The sequence below is a fragment of the Pseudomonas sp. S12(2018) genome (assembly GCF_024355235.1).
GTDB lineage: Bacteria > Pseudomonadota > Gammaproteobacteria > Pseudomonadales > Pseudomonadaceae > Aquipseudomonas > Aquipseudomonas palmensis.
Window position 1 is genome coordinate 677,032 of sequence record NZ_QLAD01000002.1, and the last position, 19,051, is coordinate 696,082.

Here is a 19,051-nt window from a genome sequence, read left to right on the forward strand (position 1 = left end):
CCCCATCAGCGCAAGCCAGCCCCTTGCTTGCGCTGATTGCTCAATGCCCGCCGGCTGAATATACTTGATAACTATTCTCATTCGGTACGGGCGCCACACGATGACCTCCCCTCCTTGCGGCTACCGTACCAACGTGGCCAGCCTCTACAGCGACAATCACGGCTGGATCCAGCAGTGGCTGGCGCGGCGTCTGGGCAACGTGCACGATGCCGCAGAGCTGGCCCACGACGTATTCCTGCGCCTGCTCGCGCAACCGCGCGAGTTCAGTAGCGACGGGCATGCGCGGGCCTACCTGAGTACGGTGTCCAAACACCTGTATGTGGATTTCCAGCGCCGCAAGCAGGTCGAGCGTGCGTGGCAGCAGACGCTGGCCAACCAGCCGCAACGCATCGCCCCCTCCGAAGAGCACCAGGCGTTGATCCTGGAGACCCTGGGCCAATTGCAGGCCATGCTCGAACGCTTGCCGGCACCTGTGGCCGAAGCCTTTTGCCTGGCGCAACTGCAGGGCCTGAACTATCGCCAGATCGCCACGCAGCTGGGTGTAAGCGAACGCACGGTCACCAAGTACATGGCCCAGGCCATGCTCCAGTGCCTGCTGCTGGAAGTGGAACTGGACGGGGCCTTGCTGTGAGCGCGGCCCTGGACTCTGCCACCCTGGAGCAGGCCGCCGACTGGTTCGCACGCCTGCGCGCCGCGCCAGCCGATGCGGCCTTGCGGGGCCAGTGGCAACAGTGGCTGGAACAACAGGAACAGCACCGTATCGCCTGGACCTACGTGGAGCGCATCAGCCAGCGCTTCGACAGCCTGCAACCGCAAGCCGGGGCGGCGCATCAGACGCTCGCCAGCCTGCGGCGCATGCAACGCTCCCGCCGCCAGGTGCTAAGCAGCCTGTGCGTGCTCAGCGGTGGGGCGACGCTGGGCTGGCTGGGCTGGCAACGCCACTGGGTGGACGACCTGCAAGCGCTCACTGCCAGCACCACCACCGCAGTGGGCGAGGTACGTCGCCAGGTGCTGGCCGACGGCACCCTCCTGTGGCTCAACAGCGCCACCGCCCTGGATGTACAACTGGACGGGCAGCGCCGGCTGCTGACCCTGTACAGCGGTGAAGTGCTGATCGAGACCGCCGCTGAGGCGCGGCCCTTCCAGGTGCAGACCCGGGCCGGCAGCCTGGTGCCCCTGGGTACGCGCTTCAGTGTGCGCCAGCAGGGCGCCCGCACCCTGCTCAACGTGTACGACGGCGCGGTACGCGCCACCTGTGCCGCCAGCGCAATTCAGCGGGTGGCCAATGCGGGGCAGGGCCTGGGCTTCGATGCCAGCACCATGGCCGCCACCACGCCGGCCTGCGCCCAACGCCAGGCCTGGAGCCAAGGCCTGCTGGTGGCGCAGGACATGCCACTGGGGGATTTCATTGCAGAGCTGGCCGACCATCGACGCGGGCACCTGGCGGTGAACCCGCTGATCGCATCGTTAAGGGTCATGGGCACCTACCCGCTCAACGATACCGACCAGGTGCTTGCCATGCTCGAAAGCGCCTTGCCGGTGCGAGTGTCGCGACGCTTCGACTGGTGGGTGACCCTGGAGCCTGCCGAAAAATAAAAAGCGTCAGGTGCTTCCGGTTTTTGCGGCTCATTCGAATTAGAGGAGAACACCCTTTCACCCCTGCGCGCCCGAAGGATTCTGCATGCCACTCGCCTCTGCCCCTGCCCTGTTGAAACGCCCCCTGGCCCTGCTCATTGCACTCGCCAGCGGCGCCGCCACCGCCGCGCCACTGGACATCCCCGCCGGCCCCCTGGCCAGCCAGTTGAACCAGCTGGCAAGCCAGGCCGGTATCTACCTGGCCAGCGACGCCGCCCTGACCGCCGGCAAACAGAGCCGGCCCGTGACCGGTGCAAGTACCCCTGAGCAGGCCCTGCACGGCATGCTTGCCGGCACGGGCCTGAGCGTGGTGCGCACTGGCGAAAACCGCTACCAGCTGATCACCGCCCCCACCGGCAACGCCGTGGAACTGGGCGCCACCAGCATCAACGGCGCAGGCCTGGGCGAGACCACCGAGAACACCGGCGCCTACACCACCGGCCAGACCCGCACCGCAACCAAGCTCGGCCTGTCATTGCGCCAAACCCCGCAGTCGGTCACCGTGATCCCGCGCCAGGTACTGGACGACCACAAGCTTGCCTCGCTCGACGATGTGGTCAAGTTCACCCCCGGCCTGTCGAGCAACCACCGCGACAGCGACCGCTATACCTTCTACTCGCGCGGTTTCCAGATCCAGAACATACAGTACGACGGCATCCCGACCCAGGTGGCCAACGAGTCGCAGCAATTCACCAGCACCCTGTCGGACATGGCGATCTACGACCGTGTCGAAGTGGTGCGCGGTGCCACCGGCCTGCTCAGCGGTGCGGGCTCGCCCTCGGCCACCCTGAACCTGGTGCGCAAGCGGCCCACGGCGGACTTCCAGGGCTACGTCTCGGGAGAGGCCGGGGCCTGGGACCGCTACCGGGGCGAATTCGACGTCGCCGGCCCGCTGACCGACTCGGGTGCGGTGCGCGGCCGCCTGGTCAGCGCCTATGAAACCGCCAACTCGTTCGTCGACTGGTACAAGACCGACAAGCGCGTGATCTACGGCGCACTGGATTTCGACCTGAGCGAAAGCACCCTGCTGCGCGTGAGCCTGGACTACCAGAACAACAACTCCGACGGGGTCAGCTTCGGGCACATTCCGCTGTTCAACAACAATGGCAGCGCGACGAACTTTTCCCGCTCGTTCAACCCCGGAGCCCGCTGGAGCTACCTGGACAACACCCAGTACAACTTCACCAGCGTGCTGGAGCAGAAACTCGCCAACGACTGGAGCCTCAAGGCGTCCTACAGCCACCAGTACGCCTACCGCCGCGGCGTGACCGGTTCGGCCAGTGCCGGGGCGCCCGACCCGCAGACCGGCGCCGGCGTGTCGATGTACATCAACCGCCTGGACAGCTACCAGACCCAGGACAACGCCGACCTGTACGCCAGCGGCCCGTTCGAGCTGGGTGGGCGCGAGCATGAACTGGTGGTGGGTGCCAACATCGCCTACACCCACCTCAACTACCCGACCTATCAACGTGCCAACCCGGCGGTCGACGATATCAACCAGTGGGATGGCAACCCGGGCGGCAAGCCGCACCTGTCCAAGACCGAAGAAAGCCTGACCCGCCTGAGCCAGTCGGGCACCTACACGGCCCTGCGCCTCAAACCCTATGACCCGCTGTCGATCATCCTCGGCACCCGGGTCAGTTGGTGGGATCAGAAAGACGACAGCAGCGACGAACTGACCGGCGCCAGCACCAGCCGCGACCGTACCAGAAAATCCGGCGTGGTCACCCCGTATGCCGGTGTGGTGCTGGACCTGAACGACACCTTCTCGGTGTACGCCAGCTACACCAACATCTTCCAGCCGCAGACCTACTACAAGACTGCCAGCAACACCTCGCTGGAGCCGCTGCAAGGCGACAACTACGAACTGGGCATCAAGGGCGAGTTCTACGACGGTGCGCTGAATGCGAGCCTGGCACTGTTCGAAGTGCAGCAGAAGAACACCCCGCAGTACGTTGGCGAGTCGCCCCAAGGGCGCGAAATCTACCGGGCCATTGCCGGTACCACCACGCGCGGCATCGAAACCGAAGTGTCCGGCGAAGTGCTGCCGGGCTGGAACATCATCGGCGGCTATACCTACCGTGAATCCCACGACAAGGACGGCAATCGGGTCGAAACCAACCAACCGATGAACCTGTTCAAGCTCGGCACCACCTACCGCCTGCCGGGGCAGCTGAACCGCCTGACCGTGGGCGGCAACCTGGTCTGGCAGAGCGACATCTACGCGGTCAACGGCACCTACGGCACCAAGGCACACCAGGGTGACTACGGGGTGGTCGGGTTGCTGGCCAACTATGCGGTGGATGAACACCTCACGGTCGGCCTGAACCTCAACAACCTGTTCGACACCCATTACTACGACGGCCTGGGCACCTTCAACTCAGGCTCCTACGGCGAACCGCGCAATGCCATGGTGAATGCCAAGTGGACGTTCTGAGGCTGCATCAAGTGCGAACGTAGCGCTGCGCCAGCAACTGCAGCAGCTGATCGTCGGCACCCGCCGCACCGATCACCTGCAGCCCCACCGGCATGCCCCGCACCTGCCCTGCCGGCAGGCTGATGGCCGGCAGGCCGGTGAGGTTCCAGGCACTGGTGTAACTGAGCACTGCAGCACGCACGTCGATACATTGCTCACCCACCTGTACCTCGCGCGCATCCACCGGCGTCGCGGTGATCGGCACGCTGGCCGAGACCAGGAAGTCATAACGCTCGAACAGCCGCGCCATCGCCGCCTTGAGCCGAGCCTGGCCGGCCTGGGCGCGAATGTACTGCCAGCCCCTGACCTCGCGTGACAGCTCAAGGCGTTCGCGCACCTCCTGCTCGAACAGCTGCGGCGCCGTCTGCATGCGCTCGGCATGCACGTCGTAGGCCTCGGCGCGCTGCAGGGTGAGCAAGGTGTCCTTGAGCTGCGCCACCAACGGTTCCAGCTCGCCGGTCTGCTCCAGTGCATCGCCAAACAGCTGCTGCGCAGCCTGGTACACCTGCCCCTGAACGTCGGCGTCCAATGGCCCGAAAGTGCCCGGCTCGATCCAGCCTACACGCAGCGGGCGACGCAGCGTGGCCGGCGCGCAGGTACGCGCGGCGATCACTTCGAACACTACCCGGGCATCGTCCACATGGTTGGCAATCGGGCCCACGTGGTCGAGGCTCGACGACAGCGGGAACACCCCGTCCAGCGGCACGGCAGCGAACGACGGCTTGAAGCCGACCGCGCCGCACAACGCCGCCGGAATGCGGATCGAGCCGCCGGTGTCGGTACCCAGCGCCAGCGGCACCATGCCGCTGGCCACCGCCGCTGCACTGCCGGCGCTCGAACCGCCGGTGATGCAGCGCGCATCCCACGGGTTGCGCGCCGCGCCCTGCAGCGAGCGGTCGCCGGTGGGGCCATAGGCAAACTCGTGGGTCAGGGTCTTGCCCACGATTACCGCGCCGCCCTCGCGCAGGCGCTGCACGCACAGGGCGTCCTGCGTGGGGCGAAAGCCTTCGAAGTGCGCCGAACCATAGGTGGTCACGTGGTCGAAGGTGTCGATGTTGTCTTTGATCGCTACCGGTATGCCGTGCAGCGGGCCCAGGTCCAGGCCCTGGGCAAACAGTTCGTCGGCCTTGCGCGCCTGCGCCAGCGACACCTCGGCATCCACGGCGACAAAGGCATTCAGTGCCGGGTTCAGGCGCTCGATGCTGTCGAGCGCGGCCTGGGTCAGCTCGACACTCGTCAGGCTGCCGGCGCGCAGGCGCCGCGCCAGGTCGCCGACCGACAGGCCAAAAAAGTATCCAGTGTGGGTTGGCTTGGCCAGGTTCATACAGGCAACTCCATCAAACCGTTGCAGGTGTAGGGGAAGGGACAACCTGCCGGCTGCCGGGGCGCACCATCAGCATCGCGCTCATGCCCAGGGCCGTGGCCACGGCGGCGGCCACGAACATCGACGAGTAGCCATAGCGCACGGTCAGGTAGCCGGTGAGCATCGGCGCGATGAACGAGGCGGTGTTGGCGATGAAGTGGGTCATGCCGCTGTAGGCACCGACGCGGTTGGATGGCGCGGTGTCGATCACCACCGCCCAGTAGACCGAGTTGGGCAGCGCGTTGAGGGCGTTGGCCAGGGTCATCAGGGCGATCACGCCCCATACGGTCTGGGCCTGCGACACCAGCATGAAACACAGCGTGGTCAGCAGCAGGCAGGTTGCGGCCAGCCAGCTGCGCGCCACCTTCAGGTTGCCGGTGCGACGCAGCAGCAGGTCGGAGATCTTGCCGCCCAGCAGCACGGTGAAGCAGGCGCCGGTCCACGGGATCATGCCCATGTACCACAGCGACGACAGGTTGTAGTGGAACTCGTCCTGCAGGTACTTGGGGGTCCAGGTCAGCAGCAGGAAGGTGACGTACACGAACGAGAAGTAGCCCACCGCATTGAGCAGCAGGTCCTTGTTCTTGAAGAAGTGCCAGATCGGCGCGACGCTGGTGGTCGGGGTGCTGGCGTTGGCGGCAGCGGCGCGCTCCTGGCGCAGGAACTCGCGCTCGGCCTCGGACACCCGCGGGTTTTCATCCGGGGTGTTGGTGAAGCGGGTCATGAAGAAGATCAGCAGCGCCAGGCTGACCACGCCCAGTACCACGAACATGCTGCGCCAGTCGCCGGTCAGGGTCTGCAGGCCGACCGCCACCGGGGCGGTGAGCAAGGCGCCCAGCGGTGTGCTGAGCAGGCCCACCGAGACCACGAAGCCGCGCTCCTTGGGCGTGGCCCAGTTGGCCACGCTCTTGTTGATCACCGAGTACGCCGGGCCTTCGGCAAAGCCGAACAGCACGCGGATGGTGGCAAAGCCGGCCATGGCCGAACCGCCCATGAAGGCCAAGCCCATGTCGCCGGCAAAGGCGGTGGCGATCTCGAAGATCGACCAGGTGCCGCCGGCGATCAGCCATACGCGCTTGGCGCCGAAACGGTCGGCCAGGATGCCGCCGATCAACGCACCGACGATGTAGCCGTAGCCGAAATAGCCCAGCACGTTGCCCCAGTCGGCCTTGTCGAAACCGTACTCGGGGAGAATGCTGGCCGAGGCATACGAAATGGCACCACGATCGATGTAGTTGAGCAGCGCCATCAGCATGATGAGGAAGAAAATCTGGTAGCGAAAGCGCGGAACGGGTGGGTTGTTCATAGGGATCTGACTCTTCAAGTGATGGCAGAAGTCAAAAATGCGGCCGCGTCCGGCGTATTTTTATTGTGTTGCCCAAACGTTTGGGTTGAGCGAATTTATTCACACAAAAACATTTAGTCAATCGTTTGGGTAAAGGTTGTTTGCCGAGACAAGCCGTCGATTGGGTTAGAATCGCGCCCCGAAATCAGCCACGGTTGGAAGCCCCTCGAACATGCCCACTCCATCACGCCCTGCCACCTTGAAGTCCATGGCAACCGCCCTCGGGGTGCACGTTTCCACCGTGTCGCGGGTGCTCAATGGCGACCCTGCCGGGGTCGAGCGCGCGGCATCGGCCGAGGTGGTGGCGCGTATTCGCGCGTTGGCGAAAGAGCTGGATTATCGGCCGAACACGCAGGCATCCAACCTGAAGTTGCGCAAAAGCCAGGAGATCTGCGTGCTCATGCCGCGCCTTACCGACCTAGTGATGGCGACCATCTACGACAGCATCGACGCCGCCGCCGAACAGGCTGGCTACCTGACCTTCGTGTCCAATACCGACGATCAGCAACCCCGCCAGCTGGCGCGGGCCGAGCATGCCCTGCGCCGCTCGGTGGCGGGGTTGATCGTGGGCGACTCGCACGTGGGCGAGCAGCAGCCACTGCTGGAGCTGCTGGGGCGCAAGCACATACCCTACGTGCTGGTCAGCCGGCAGATTGCCGGGCACCTCACGGCGGGCAGCGATGACGAGTTGGGCGGCTGGCTGGCGGCCGAGCACCTGTACCGCCTGGGCTGTCGCGACGTGGCGATCCTGGCGGGCGAGCGGCACGCCTCCACCGGTGCCGACCGCACCCGCGGCTTTACCCGGTACTACCGCGAACAGGGCATTACCCTGCGCCCGGAATGGACGCTCAATGGCCCGTTCGACAGCCTCACCGGGCACAAGCAGGGCGAGTACCTGCTGGGGTTGAACCCGCGCCCCCAGGCGTTTTTCGCGGTGAACGACTTTCTGGCCATCGGCCTGATGGGCGCCGCGCGGGACAAGGGCCTGGAGCCGGGCAAGGACATCGCCGTGGTGGGCTTCAACGACACACCATTGGCCAACGAACTGATCGTGCCGCTGACCAGCGTGCGCCTGCCGCTGGCCGAGATGGGTCGGCATGCGGTGGAGTTGCTGCTCAAGCGCATCAAGGGTGAAGCGGTGGAGTCGATCATTCTGGCGCCGCAGTTGCAGGTGCGGGCGAGCTCGGGATTGCGGGTGGCTGGCTGAAGAACGGCTGGCGAAGAGGCCCGCACGCCCACCAATTGCATCGCGCCCTGCTCCCCGCATAGAATGCGAACGATTCACAATCACTTCTTTCGCGCAGGCCCCGACCGACGATGCCCACCAGCGACACGCTCCCTCCGTCCGAGGTCGACCTGCTCTACCGTACCCACCACTCCTGGCTCAACACCTGGCTGCAGCGCCGCGTTGGCTGTCACGCCCACGCCGCCGACCTGGCCCAGGACACCTTCGTGCGCCTGCTCAAGGCTCGCCACGCGCACCCGCTCAAGCAGCCGCGTGCCTACCTGAGCAGCATCGCCCGCGGCCTGTTGATCGACCAGTTCCGCCGCCGCGCGCTGGAACAGGCCTACCTCGAAAGCCTGGCCCACCTGCCCGCCGCGCACGCGCCCAGCGAAGAACAGCGCTGGATGATCCTCGATACCCTGCAACGCCTCGACCGCCTGCTGATGCAGCTCAAGCCACGGGTGCGCCAGGTGTTTCTGCACGCGCAACTGGACGACATGAGCTGCCCGAAAATCGCCGAACAGCTGGGTGTGTCCCGCGCCACGGTGGAGCGCGACCTGGCCAAGGCCATGGGCGTCTGCTATCGGTTGCGCCATGCCCGGGGCTGAGCCAGCACCGGGCCAGGCCCACGTCGACCAGGCCATCGAATGGCTGGTGCAACTGCGCTACAACACGCCCACCGTACAGGCCGAACAGGCCTTTGGTCGCTGGCTCGACCAGCACCCGCGCAACGCCCTGGCCTGGGCCCAGGTCCAGGCCATGAGCGAGGAGTTCAGCAGCCTGCCCCGCGAGCTCAGTCGGCGCACCCTGGAGGGCACGCAGCGACGCAGCATCAGCCGGCGCGACAGCCTCAAGCTGCTGGGCCTGCTCGGCGCCGCCGGCGCCCTGGGCTGGGTCGGTCGCGAGCCGCTCGGGCTGCCCACCCTGCTGGCCGACAAGCACACCGCCACCGGTGAGCGGCGCACCTTCCACAACAACGACGGCAGCGTGATCCAGCTCAACACCGCCAGCGCCATCGACCTGCGCTTCGCGGCCGACCTGCGCGCGCTGAGCCTGATCCAGGGCGAGGTGTCCATCGATACCGGCAACGACCCACGCCCACTGCGCGTGACCACCCGTGACGGTGTACTGCAAACGCAAGGCTCGCAATTGCTGGTACGCGAACGTACCGACGGCACCCTGCTGGCGGTGCGCCAGGGCAGTGTGACGCTGTACCCCGGCAACGGCACCGCGCCGCGCATCGCCCGCCCCGGCGAGCAACTGCTGTTCAGCGCCAGCGGCCAGGTCGGCCCGGCCGTGACTCACGCCGACCCGTGGGGCTGGCGCGAAGGCGTGCTCAGCGTGCAGCGGATGCCCCTGGGCGAGTTCATCGCCGAGCTGTCGCGCTACCGCCCCGGCGTGCTGCGCTGCGCCGAGGCGGTGGCCGGGTTGAAGGTGTTCGGCACCTATCAGCTGGCCGACACCGACCAGATCCTGGCGCTGGTGGCCGAAGCACTGCCGATTCGCATCGACTACCGCACCCGCTACTGGGTCAGTGTCAGCCCGGCTTGAATCTGTTTGAAAAATAAATGAGGTGGTTTCTCATTCAGCTTCGGCCTGTAGGGATAAAGGCGAAACGTCTGTCTCTTCTCAGGAGCCCCGAATGATCCACCCCAGTGTTGCCCGCCCCGATCCCCTTCAGCGCGCCGTGCGTGGCGCCTTGCTCGGCCTGGCCCTGAGCGCCGCCGCTGCGCCGTTGCTGGGCGCTGCCGCACCTGCGGCCACCCAGCAGGTGCAACGCTGGAACATTCCCGCAGGGCCCCTGGACGCAGCGCTTGAGCAGATGGCCCGCCAGGGTGGGCTGAACCTGTCGTATGACGCCGCCAGCCTGCAGGGCAAGACCACCGCCGGCGTGTCCGGCAGCCACGACAACGCCCAGGCCCTGGCGCTGCTGTTGCAGGGCAGCGGCGTGCAGGTGCAGCAGAAGTCGGCCAACAGCTTCCTGCTGCTGCCGGCGGTGGACATCGGCGACGCCCTGGAGCTGGGCGCCACCAGCATCTCCAGCGACCGCCTGGGCGAAACCACCGAGCACAGCGGCTCGTACACCACCGGTGCGGTGACCATCGGCAAGATGCCCCAGACCCTGCGCCACACGCCGCAATCGGTGTCGGTGCTGACCCGCCAGCGCCTGGACGACCAGAACATCACCAACCTCACCACCCTGATGGAGCAGACCCCGGGTGTGGTGGTCGACTACGTCGACAGCGAGCGCGTCACCTACTACTCGCGCGGCTACCAGATCGACGCCATCCAGTATGACGGCGCCACCGTGGTGCAAGGCAGTGGCGGCGGCTCGTTCATCCAGAGTGACTCGGCGATCATCGACCGCGCCGAGATCCTGCGCGGCGCCACCGGCATGCTGCGCGGCGCGGGCAACCCCTCGGGCACCGTCAACCTGGTGCGCAAGCGCCCTACCCGGGACTTCCAGGCCTCGGCCAGCGTCACCGCCGGCTCCTGGGATGCGCAGCGCTATGTGGCCGACCTGTCAGGCGCGCTGACCGACAACGGCGCGATCCGTGGCCGCATGATCGCCGTGCACGATAACAAGGACTCGTTCCAGGACAGCCGCATGGAGCGCAAGAACGTGTTCTACGGCGTGCTGGCCGCCGACCTGGGCGAACGCACCACACTCACCGGTGGCATCGAATATACCGAGCTGGAGGCCACCGGCTCGTGGGGCGGCCTGCCAGCCAACTTCGATGGCTCGCCGCTGAAGCTCTCGCGCAGCACCTACCTGGGCGCCGACTGGAACCGCTGGAACCGCAGCAACCTGCAGACCTTCGCCGAGCTCGAGCATGTGTTCGACAACGACTGGACGCTCAAGGTATCGGGCACCCGCACGCAGTTTCGCCTCGACGACCACGGCTTCAAGCAGACCTACTTCACCCGCGCCAGCACCACCAACCCCTACCTGATGAACTACCAGGTGACCGAGGGCGACGGCGGCGAAAGCGAGCAGACCAACCTCAGCGCCACCCTCAACGGCCCCTTCCAGCTGCTGGGCCGCGAGCACGAACTGATGGTGGGCGTGGAGCGCATCCGCAACGACTCCACTGCCTCGGCCACCAACTTCACGGCCTCCGGGGTGTTCGACATTCGCGAATGGGACCCCAAGACCAGCCTGCCCGAGCCGTCGATCAACATCAGCGCAAAGCCGGTGATGACCCGCACCACCCAGCAGGCGGCGCACGCCACCTGGCGCATCTCGCTGGCCGACCCGCTGACCGCGGTGATCGGCGCGCGCATCAACTGGTACGACTACAAGCAGGAAAACAACCTCAAGACCTCAGGCAAGTACAGCGTCGACCGCGAGATCGTGCCGTATGCGGCGCTGATCTACGACCTGAACAGCAACCTGAGCCTGTACGGCAGCTACACCGAGATCTTCAACCCGCAAAGCGCCACCGATGCGTCCAACGCGGTGCTCGACCCGGTCACTGGCGAAGCCTACGAGCTGGGCGTGAAGGGCGAGTTCTACGATGGCAGGCTCAACACCTCGCTGGCGGTGTTCCGCATCTACCAGGTGGGCAACGCCCTGGATGACCTGGGCAGCCCCGACCCGTGCCTGCCCAACTACACCAGCGGCCACTGCAAGGTGGCCGCCGGCAAGAACCGCAGCGAAGGGTTCGAACTGGAAGTGACCGGCGAAGTGCTGCCCGGCTGGCAGGTGTCGGGGGGCTACACCTACACCACCACCGAGTACCTCAAGGACACCCTCAGCAACACCGGCAACGTGCTGCGCCCCACCGACCCCAAGCGCCAGTTGAAGCTGTTCACCAGCTACCGCCTGCCGGGGGCATACGACGCCTGGACCGTGGGTGGCGGGGTCAGTGCGCAAAGCGACATCTACTCGCGCAACGGCAATGCCGTGGCCTCGCAAAGCGGCTATGCGGTGTACAGCGCGCTGCTGGGCTACCGCTTCAACCAGCACTATTCGCTGCAGGTCAACGCCAACAACCTGTTCGACAAGCACTACTACAAGAAGGTGGGCGCCACGGCCACGGGGTACTACTACGGCGACCCGCGCAACGTCTCGCTGACCCTGCGCGCAAGCTTCTGAGGCCGGCCGCTACTGCGCGGTGCGGGCCGCATAGGCCTTGCGCCGCGAGCTACGGGCAAAGCACACGAACAGCGCGGCCATCGCCGCCAGTGCCATCGGCAGGCCATGGGGGGCGACGTCCATGGCCGCGCCACTGACCAGCGGCCCCACCAGGCTGCCCACACCCCACAACAGGCCGACGCTGGCATTGGCCGTGACCAGGTCCTGGCCCTTGAACTGCTGGCCGATCAGCACCAGCGCCAGGGTATACACCCCGCCCGCCACCGCCCCCAGCAGCACCAGCGCCGGCCACAGCAGCCACTGCACCTGGATCAGCCACGGCAGCGCCAGGCCGATCAGCATCGCCACCACGCCGCACACCAGGTGCACCGTGGTGCGCTCGCAGCGGTCGGCCAGCCAGCCCAGCGGCAACTGGAACAGCATGTCGCCGGTCAGGATCACCGTGACCATCAGCGCCGCCACGCCCACCGCATAGGCGTGGTTGGTGGCGTACACCGGCAGCAGCGAGAGAATCACCGCATCGAAGAACGAGAAGAACAGCACGCCCATGCACAGGGCCGGTGCCACACGAAAGAAGCCGCCCAGCGTAAAACTCTTCTCGCCGTCGTCACCGTGCTCCACATAGTCGTTGGGCACTGTCCACACGATGCTCGCCAGGGCCAGGGCATAGCAGCCGCTGACCACGATGATCACCCAAGGGCTATGGGTGCCGAACAGCGCAAGCATGGTCGGGCCGAGCATCTGGCAACCGGTGAAGGCGGTGGCGTACAGCGCCATGACCTTGCCGCGGTTGTGCTCTTCGCTCAGTTCGTTGACCCAGGATTCGCCCAGGATGATCGCGATCCCCATGCCCACGCCCATGCCCAGGCGCAGCAGGCCGAGCAGCCAGGTGGAGTCGAACGCCCACTCGATCAGCCCCACGCTCAGGGCGCACAGGCCGAAGCTGAGCAGGTAGATGGTGCGCCGGGTGAGGTGGCGGCAGCAGGCGTCCACCAGGAACGCCGAGAGCATCATGCCGGCAGCGGGCGCGGCCGACAGGATGCCAATGTGCAGGGTGCTGGCCCCGGCATCGAGCAGGCGCAGGGAAACCAGTGGCAGGGTGGCGCCCAGGCTCAACCCTACGATCGAAACGGCGAACAGAAGGCCCGCCAGCAAACGCGTGTTCATCTACAACTCCGAAACCCGCCGACGCGCACATGCGCGCAGGCATCAACATGACTGTGTTCTGAAAGCGACGGTCAGTTCAGGCGCGCGGAGGAGAAAAGGTGAAGGCGAACAGGACGCTGCGCCGACGCTTGAGCACCGTATCGCACGGCCAGTCGCACAGCAGGGCCTGGACTACCGGCGGCTTTGCTGCGCAAGGACGGGAGAAACGTTTCATGGGTCGACTACAGGAAAAGGAAGGCCGGCACTCTAGGTGAAACCCCGGCCAGGCGTCAATCGCATCGACGCCTGGCCGGCGCGCTGTCAGCGCTTGCGCGTGGACGGCAGCAGAATCGCCAGCAGCCCGAACAGCGGCAGGTACGAACACAACGTGTACACGTACTCGATGCCGTGAATGTCTGCCAGGTAGCCCAGCAGCGCCGCGCCGATACCGCCAAAGCCGAACATCAGGCCGAAGAAGATCCCCGCGATCATGCCCACGTTGCCCGGCACCAGCTCCTGCGCGTACACCACGATGGCCGAGAACGCCGAAGCCAGGATGAAGCCGATGATCACGCTGAGCACGCTGGTCCAGAACAGGTCGGCATACGGCAGCGCCAGGGTGAACGGCGCCACGCCCAGAATCGAGAACCAGATCACCGCCTTGCGCCCGATGCGATCGCCGATCGGCCCGCCGAAGAAGGTCCCGGCAGCCACCGCCCCCAGGAACAGGAACAGGTACAGCTGCGAACTGGCCACCGACAGGTCGAACTTCTCGATCAGGTAGAAGGTGAAGTAGCTGGTCAGGCTGGCCATGTAGAAGTACTTGGAGAACACCAGCAGGCCCAGCACCACCAGCGCGCCGATCACCCGGTTGCGGCTCAGGCCGTGGGTGGCGGCCTGGCCGGCCTTGGCCTTGAACAGCGCCAGGTGGCCGCGGTACCAGCGGCTCAGGCCGTAGGTGACGATCACTGCAAACAGCGCGAACAGGCCGAACCACACCACGTTGCCCTGGCCGAACGGGATGATGATGGCGGCAGCCAGCAGCGGCCCGAACGCCGAGCCGGCATTGCCGCCGACCTGGAAGGTCGACTGCGCCAGGCCGAAGCGCCCGCCCGAGGCCAGGCGCGCGATGCGCGAGGTTTCCGGGTGGAAGGTCGAGGAGCCGATGCCCACCAGTGCCGCAGCCAGCAGAATCATCGGGAAGCTGCCGACATACGCCAGCATCACGATGCCCACCAGGGTGCACAGGGTGCCCAGGGGCAGCAGGTTGGGCATCGGCTTGCGGTCGGTATAGAAACCGACGGCCGGTTGCAGCAGCGAGGCGGTGATCTGGAAGGTCAGGGTAATCAGCCCCACCTGGGTGAAGCTCAGCCCGTAGTTGGCCTTGAGCAGCGGGTAGATCGACGGCAGCACCGCCTGGATGAGGTCGTTGATCAGGTGCGCCAGCGCACAGGCAGCGATGATGCGCATCACCAGCGGGCTGCTCTGGCTGGGCGCGGCGGTGCTGGCGTGCGTACTTGACGGGGCGGTGCTCAAGGCCATGGGAAAACGTCCATCGGGTGGTCGGGATCCAATTATCCAGAATTCGTTAGCAAGCGCACTATTCTTTTCAGTGAGTGGGCTACTTGTTAATAATTCTCAGTAACGCTAGCATCGCGAGCACTTGTGGGAGCGGGCTTGACCCGCGATTGCATCGCCGCGGAGCCAGGCACATGCGCGGTGACTGCATCGCGGGTCAAGCCCGCTCCCACACCAATAGCGAGCCCCGACCACTCCATGCCCGACAATCAGGAAGACCGAAGCCTGACGCTGCTCTACCAGCGTCACCGCAACGAGCTGCTGGCCTTTCTCACCCGTCGGGTGCGCTGCCGGGAGACCGCGCGCGACCTCTTGCAGGACGCCTTCGTGCGCCTGATGCACAGCGAGCGCAGCGAGGTCGGCAACCTGCGCGCCTTCCTCTACCGCATCGCCAGCAACCTGAGCATCGACCACGCGCGCCGCAACCAGGTGCGCGGGGTCAGCGACGAGCAGGCCCTCGACCAGTTGCTCACCGACACCAGCCCCGAGCGCAGCGCCGTGGCCGGCAATACCCTCGACCATCTGGAGCGCCTGATCGACGGCCTGCCCTCACCCACCCGCGAGGTGTTTCTGCTGGCCCGGGTCGAGCAAATGAGCTACAAGGACATCGCCGCACGCCTGGGCCTGGAGCCCCGCGCCGTGGAGCGCCACCTGAACAAAGCCCTGAGCCACTGCGCGGCCGCCGCCCTGCACGCGCGCCAGCCGAACGAAGCCGAATGACGCCCGATCACTCCCCCAGCGCTGAACGCGAACAGCAGGCCTTGCACTGGTTTACCCGGCGCCGTGCCGATGACCTCACGCCCACTGAACGCGACGCCTTCGACGCCTGGGTGCACGACGCACAGAACGCCGCCGCGCTGGCCGCCGTCGAACAGCTCTGGCAGACCCTGGAGCTGCCCGCCCACCGGGTGCGCAAGGCCGACCGGCACCGCGCCAAGAAAAGCCGTTGGCCGCTGTATGCGGCCGCCGCCAGCCTGCTGCTGGGCGCCGGCCTGAGCGGGTTGCTGGTGCCCTCGCTGCACACACTGGGCAGCGACTACGCCACCGCCGCCGGCGAGCGCCGCGAGGTGCAACTGGCCGACGGTTCGCGCCTGCGCCTGGACAGCGCCAGCGCGGTGGACATCGACCTCGACGGCGACACCCGCACCGTGCGCCTGCGCCAGGGCCGGGTGTTCGCCGACGTGGTGCACGACGGCAGGCCCTTCGTGGTGGAGGTCGACCAGGCCCGGGTGCAGGTGCTGGGCACGCGCTTTTCGGTCAGCCGTGGCGAGCACGATGACGTAGTGCTGCTCAGCGGCAGCGTCGAGGTCAGCACCGCCAGCCAGCGCCAGCGCCTGAGCCCCGGCCAGCGCCTGACCCTGCACGGCGAACGGCTCGATGCGCCGCAGACGGTGGATGCCGAACGCCTGCTGGCCTGGCGCGACGGTCAGCTGCGGGTGCGCGATGTGCCGTTGCAGCAGGTGCTCGAACAACTGGCCACCTACAAGGGCACCCGCCTGGTGCTGCTCAACGAGGCCGCCGGCCAGCGACGGGTCAGCGGCAGCTTCAACCTGGACCAGGCCGACAGCGCCCTCGATGCCCTGCTCAGCAGCCATAAACTGCGTGCCGATGCCGTGTTGGGGCACTGGCTGATCGTGCGCTGAAAATATTTTGCCGGCGGCGCGGTAATTCCCGTTTCTGCTGCGTCACACCCCAACATAAGAAGCATTACCATTTGCACCTTCTTGGGGGAGGAACCATGCAGTACCCACGTGACGTCGCATTCACCCGTCGACCCTTGGCTAGCGCGATCCTGGCCGCCAGCCTGCTGGCGCTGCTGCCAGGCGCCGCCGTGCAGGCCGCCGAGGCCACTCAGGCACAGACGCAACGCATCGATTTCCATATCTCGACGCAGTCGCTGGTCGATGCCATCGAGTTGTTCAGCGCGCAAAGCGGCTACCAGGTGATCTATGACGCCAACCAGGTAGCGGGCATCGTGTCCCCCGAGGTACAGGGCCAGTACACCGCCGAACAGGCGCTGCGCACCCTCACCGGCAGCAGCGCACGGCTGAGCCAGCCCAACCCCAACAGCTTCCTGATCGAGCTGCCGGTGGATCTGGGCAGCGGCCTGCAACTGGATGCCGTGAGCATTTCGGGCAAGGCGCCAGGCTCGACCACCGAAGGCACCGGGCTGTACACCACCTACTCCTCCAGCAGTTCGACGCGCCTGAACCTCACGCCCAGGGAAACCCCGCAGGCGCTGACCGTGATGACCCGCCAGCGCCTGGACGACCAGCGCCTGAGCACCCTGACCGATACCCTGGAAGCCACCCCGGGCATCATCGTCACCCGTGACGGCCTGGGCGCCGAGAGCGACAGCTACTATTCGCGCGGCTTCGTGATCCAGAACTACGAAGTGGACGGCGTGCCTACCACCACGCGCATGGACAACTACACCCAGAGCATGGCGATGTACGACCGGGTGGAGATCGTGCGCGGCGCCAGCGGCCTGATCAGCGGCATGGGCAGCCCGTCGGCGACCATCAACCTGATCCGCAAGCGCCCCACCTACGAGGGCCAGGCCAGCATCACCGGGTCGGCCGGCACCTGGGACCGCTACGGCAGCGGCTTCGACGTGTCCGGCCCGCTGACCGAAAGCGGCAACGTGCGCGGCCGCCTGGTGGCCGACTACAAGACCGAAAAGGCCTGGGTCGACCGCTACAAGCAGGACACCCAGCTGCTGTACGGCATCACCGAATTCGACCTGAGCGAAGACACCCTGCTGACCCTGGGCTTGAGCTACCTGCGCACCGACGTCGACTCGCCGCTGCGCAGCGGCCTGCCCACCCGGTTCAGCAACGGTGAGCGCAGCAACCTCAGCCGCTCGATCAACAGCGCACCCACCTGGTCGTACAACGACCACGAACAGACCAGCTACTTCGCCTCGGTGGAGCAGCAACTGGGCAACGGCTGGAGCGGCAAGCTCGAGTACAGCCACTCGGAAAACAAGTTCGATGAGCTGTTCGGCTTCGTCATGGGCGATCTGAACCCGGACGGCAGCGGCATGAGCCAGCTGCCGGTGCGCTTCTCGGGCACCCCGCGCCAGGACAACCTGGACCTGTACGTGACCGGCCCGTTCAGCCTGTTCGAGCGCGAGCACGAACTGATCGGCGGCGTGACCCTGTCGCAGTTCAGCCAGAGCGTGCCCGAGTGGGGCGGCTGGCGCTACGACTACAACGCCACCCCGGGTGCGTCGATCGACAACATCTTCGACTGGGACGGCAAGCAGCCCAAGCCGGCGTTTACCGAAAGCGGCAAGTCGTCACAGGAAGAAAACCAGTACGCTGCCTACCTCACCACCCGCCTGCACCTGAGCGACGACCTGAACCTGATCCTGGGCAGCCGCCTGATCGACTGGGAGCGCAAGACCGAGGACCGCCCCTATGGCGCGGCCAGCAGCAACACCGACCGCAAGGAAACCGGCGTGTTCATCCCCTATGCCGGGGTGGTGTACGACCTGAACGACACCTGGTCGCTGTATGCCAGCTACACCAAGATCTTCAACCCGCAGGGGTCGTGGGTGCAGGACGCGCAATTCAAGCCCATCGACCCGATGCAGGGCATCGGCTACGAGATGGGCATCAAGGGCAGCCACTTCGACGGCAAGCTGAACTCCAGCGTGGCGGTGTTCAAGCTCGAACAGGACAACCTGGCGATCTGGCAGCACGACAACGTGTACGAGGCCAAGCAGGACACCACTTCCAAAGGCATCGAGATGGAGATCAACGGCGAGCTGGCCGAGGGTTGGCAGGCGTCGGCGGGGTATGCCTATACCCTGACCACCGACAACCAGGACGAGCGCATCAACACCGTGCTGCCGCGTCACAGCCTCAAGACCTTCACCAGCTATCGCCTGCCGGGGGTGCTGGACAAGGTGACCGTGGGCGGTGGCGTGAACTGGCAGAGCAAGGTGGGCAACGACCTGCACACCTTCACCCAGGGCAGCTATGCCATCGCCAACCTGATGGCGCGCTACGACATCAACGAGCACCTGGAAGCCTCGGTGAACCTGAACAACCTGTTCGACCGCGAGTACTACAGCATGGCCGGCCTGTACGGCACCTACGGCGCACCACGCAACGTGATGACCAACTTCACCTACAGGTTCTGAGGGGTTTTTGGCTAAGCGGTTGATCGGGCGTTAA

At 66.1% G+C, this 19,051-nt stretch carries 14 protein-coding genes; 10 read left to right on the forward strand and 4 right to left on the reverse strand.

Annotated features, from left to right (window positions below):
* The first annotated feature begins 100 nt into the window (after window positions 1–100).
* The 3 genes from DN388_RS06955 (at window position 101) to DN388_RS06965 (ending at window position 4,072) form a co-directional block, all read left to right on the forward strand.
* Window positions 101–631 (forward strand): sigma-70 family RNA polymerase sigma factor, encoded by a 531-nt coding sequence (locus tag DN388_RS06955; RefSeq protein WP_043864320.1) that lies wholly within the window; start codon window positions 101–103, stop codon window positions 629–631.
* A complete protein-coding gene (locus DN388_RS06960) occupies window positions 628–1,596 on the forward strand; it encodes a FecR domain-containing protein (protein WP_235384416.1) in 969 nt (322 codons plus the stop codon). The genes DN388_RS06955 and DN388_RS06960 overlap by 4 nt, the downstream gene beginning before the upstream one ends.
* Before the next feature lie 85 nt (window positions 1,597–1,681).
* Window positions 1,682–4,072 (forward strand): TonB-dependent receptor, encoded by a 2,391-nt coding sequence (locus DN388_RS06965; RefSeq protein ID WP_043864319.1) that lies wholly within the window; start codon window positions 1,682–1,684, stop codon window positions 4,070–4,072.
* Window positions 4,073–4,079: 7 nt separating this feature from the next.
* Here DN388_RS06965 and DN388_RS06970 read toward each other — a convergent pair whose 3' ends face one another.
* Window positions 4,080–5,435, reverse strand: coding sequence for an amidase (locus tag DN388_RS06970; RefSeq protein ID WP_058540628.1), 1,356 nt, complete (start codon window positions 5,433–5,435; stop codon window positions 4,080–4,082).
* Between the two features lie 13 nt (window positions 5,436–5,448).
* Window positions 5,449–6,780, reverse strand: a complete 1,332-nt coding sequence (locus DN388_RS06975) for an MFS transporter (RefSeq protein ID WP_043864317.1) — start codon at window positions 6,778–6,780, stop codon at window positions 5,449–5,451.
* 247 nt (window positions 6,781–7,027) lie between these two features.
* Between DN388_RS06975 and DN388_RS06980 the strand changes: the two genes are divergently transcribed.
* From DN388_RS06980 to DN388_RS06995, 4 genes are all read left to right on the forward strand, one after another.
* Window positions 7,028–8,026 carry a LacI family DNA-binding transcriptional regulator gene (locus DN388_RS06980; RefSeq protein WP_229589130.1) on the forward strand — a complete coding sequence of 333 codons (999 nt, stop codon included), beginning with the start codon at window positions 7,028–7,030 and terminating at the stop codon, window positions 8,024–8,026.
* Window positions 8,027–8,136: 110 nt separating this feature from the next.
* On the forward strand, window positions 8,137–8,652 hold the full coding sequence (locus DN388_RS06985; RefSeq protein ID WP_254997979.1) for a sigma-70 family RNA polymerase sigma factor: 516 nt from the start codon (window positions 8,137–8,139) through the stop codon (window positions 8,650–8,652).
* Complete coding sequence (locus DN388_RS06990) at window positions 8,639–9,595, forward strand: FecR domain-containing protein (RefSeq protein ID WP_254997982.1); 957 nt, start codon at window positions 8,639–8,641, stop codon at window positions 9,593–9,595. The genes DN388_RS06985 and DN388_RS06990 overlap by 14 nt, the downstream gene beginning before the upstream one ends.
* A 91-nt stretch (window positions 9,596–9,686) precedes the next feature.
* Window positions 9,687–12,143 (forward strand): TonB-dependent receptor, encoded by a 2,457-nt coding sequence (locus DN388_RS06995; protein WP_254997984.1) that lies wholly within the window; start codon window positions 9,687–9,689, stop codon window positions 12,141–12,143.
* Between the two features lie 9 nt (window positions 12,144–12,152).
* Here DN388_RS06995 and DN388_RS07000 read toward each other — a convergent pair whose 3' ends face one another.
* Together DN388_RS07000 and DN388_RS07005 are read right to left on the reverse strand one after the other, a co-directional pair.
* Window positions 12,153–13,310 (reverse strand): MFS transporter, encoded by a 1,158-nt coding sequence (locus tag DN388_RS07000; RefSeq protein ID WP_043864312.1) that lies wholly within the window; start codon window positions 13,308–13,310, stop codon window positions 12,153–12,155.
* A 300-nt stretch (window positions 13,311–13,610) separates the two neighbouring features.
* On the reverse strand, window positions 13,611–14,831 hold the full coding sequence (locus DN388_RS07005) for an MFS transporter (RefSeq protein WP_254997987.1): 1,221 nt from the start codon (window positions 14,829–14,831) through the stop codon (window positions 13,611–13,613).
* A gap of 234 nt (window positions 14,832–15,065) precedes the next feature.
* Between DN388_RS07005 and DN388_RS07010 the strand changes: the two genes are divergently transcribed.
* The 3 genes from DN388_RS07010 (at window position 15,066) to DN388_RS07020 (ending at window position 19,017) form a co-directional block, all read left to right on the forward strand.
* Window positions 15,066–15,587, forward strand: a complete 522-nt coding sequence (locus DN388_RS07010; RefSeq protein ID WP_054916253.1) for an RNA polymerase sigma factor — start codon at window positions 15,066–15,068, stop codon at window positions 15,585–15,587.
* On the forward strand, window positions 15,584–16,510 hold the full coding sequence (locus DN388_RS07015; RefSeq protein ID WP_254997989.1) for a FecR domain-containing protein: 927 nt from the start codon (window positions 15,584–15,586) through the stop codon (window positions 16,508–16,510). The genes DN388_RS07010 and DN388_RS07015 overlap by 4 nt, the downstream gene beginning before the upstream one ends.
* A 95-nt stretch (window positions 16,511–16,605) precedes the next feature.
* Window positions 16,606–19,017, forward strand: coding sequence for a TonB-dependent receptor (locus tag DN388_RS07020; RefSeq protein WP_229589128.1), 2,412 nt, complete (start codon window positions 16,606–16,608; stop codon window positions 19,015–19,017).
* Window positions 19,018–19,051: the final 34 nt, after the last annotated feature.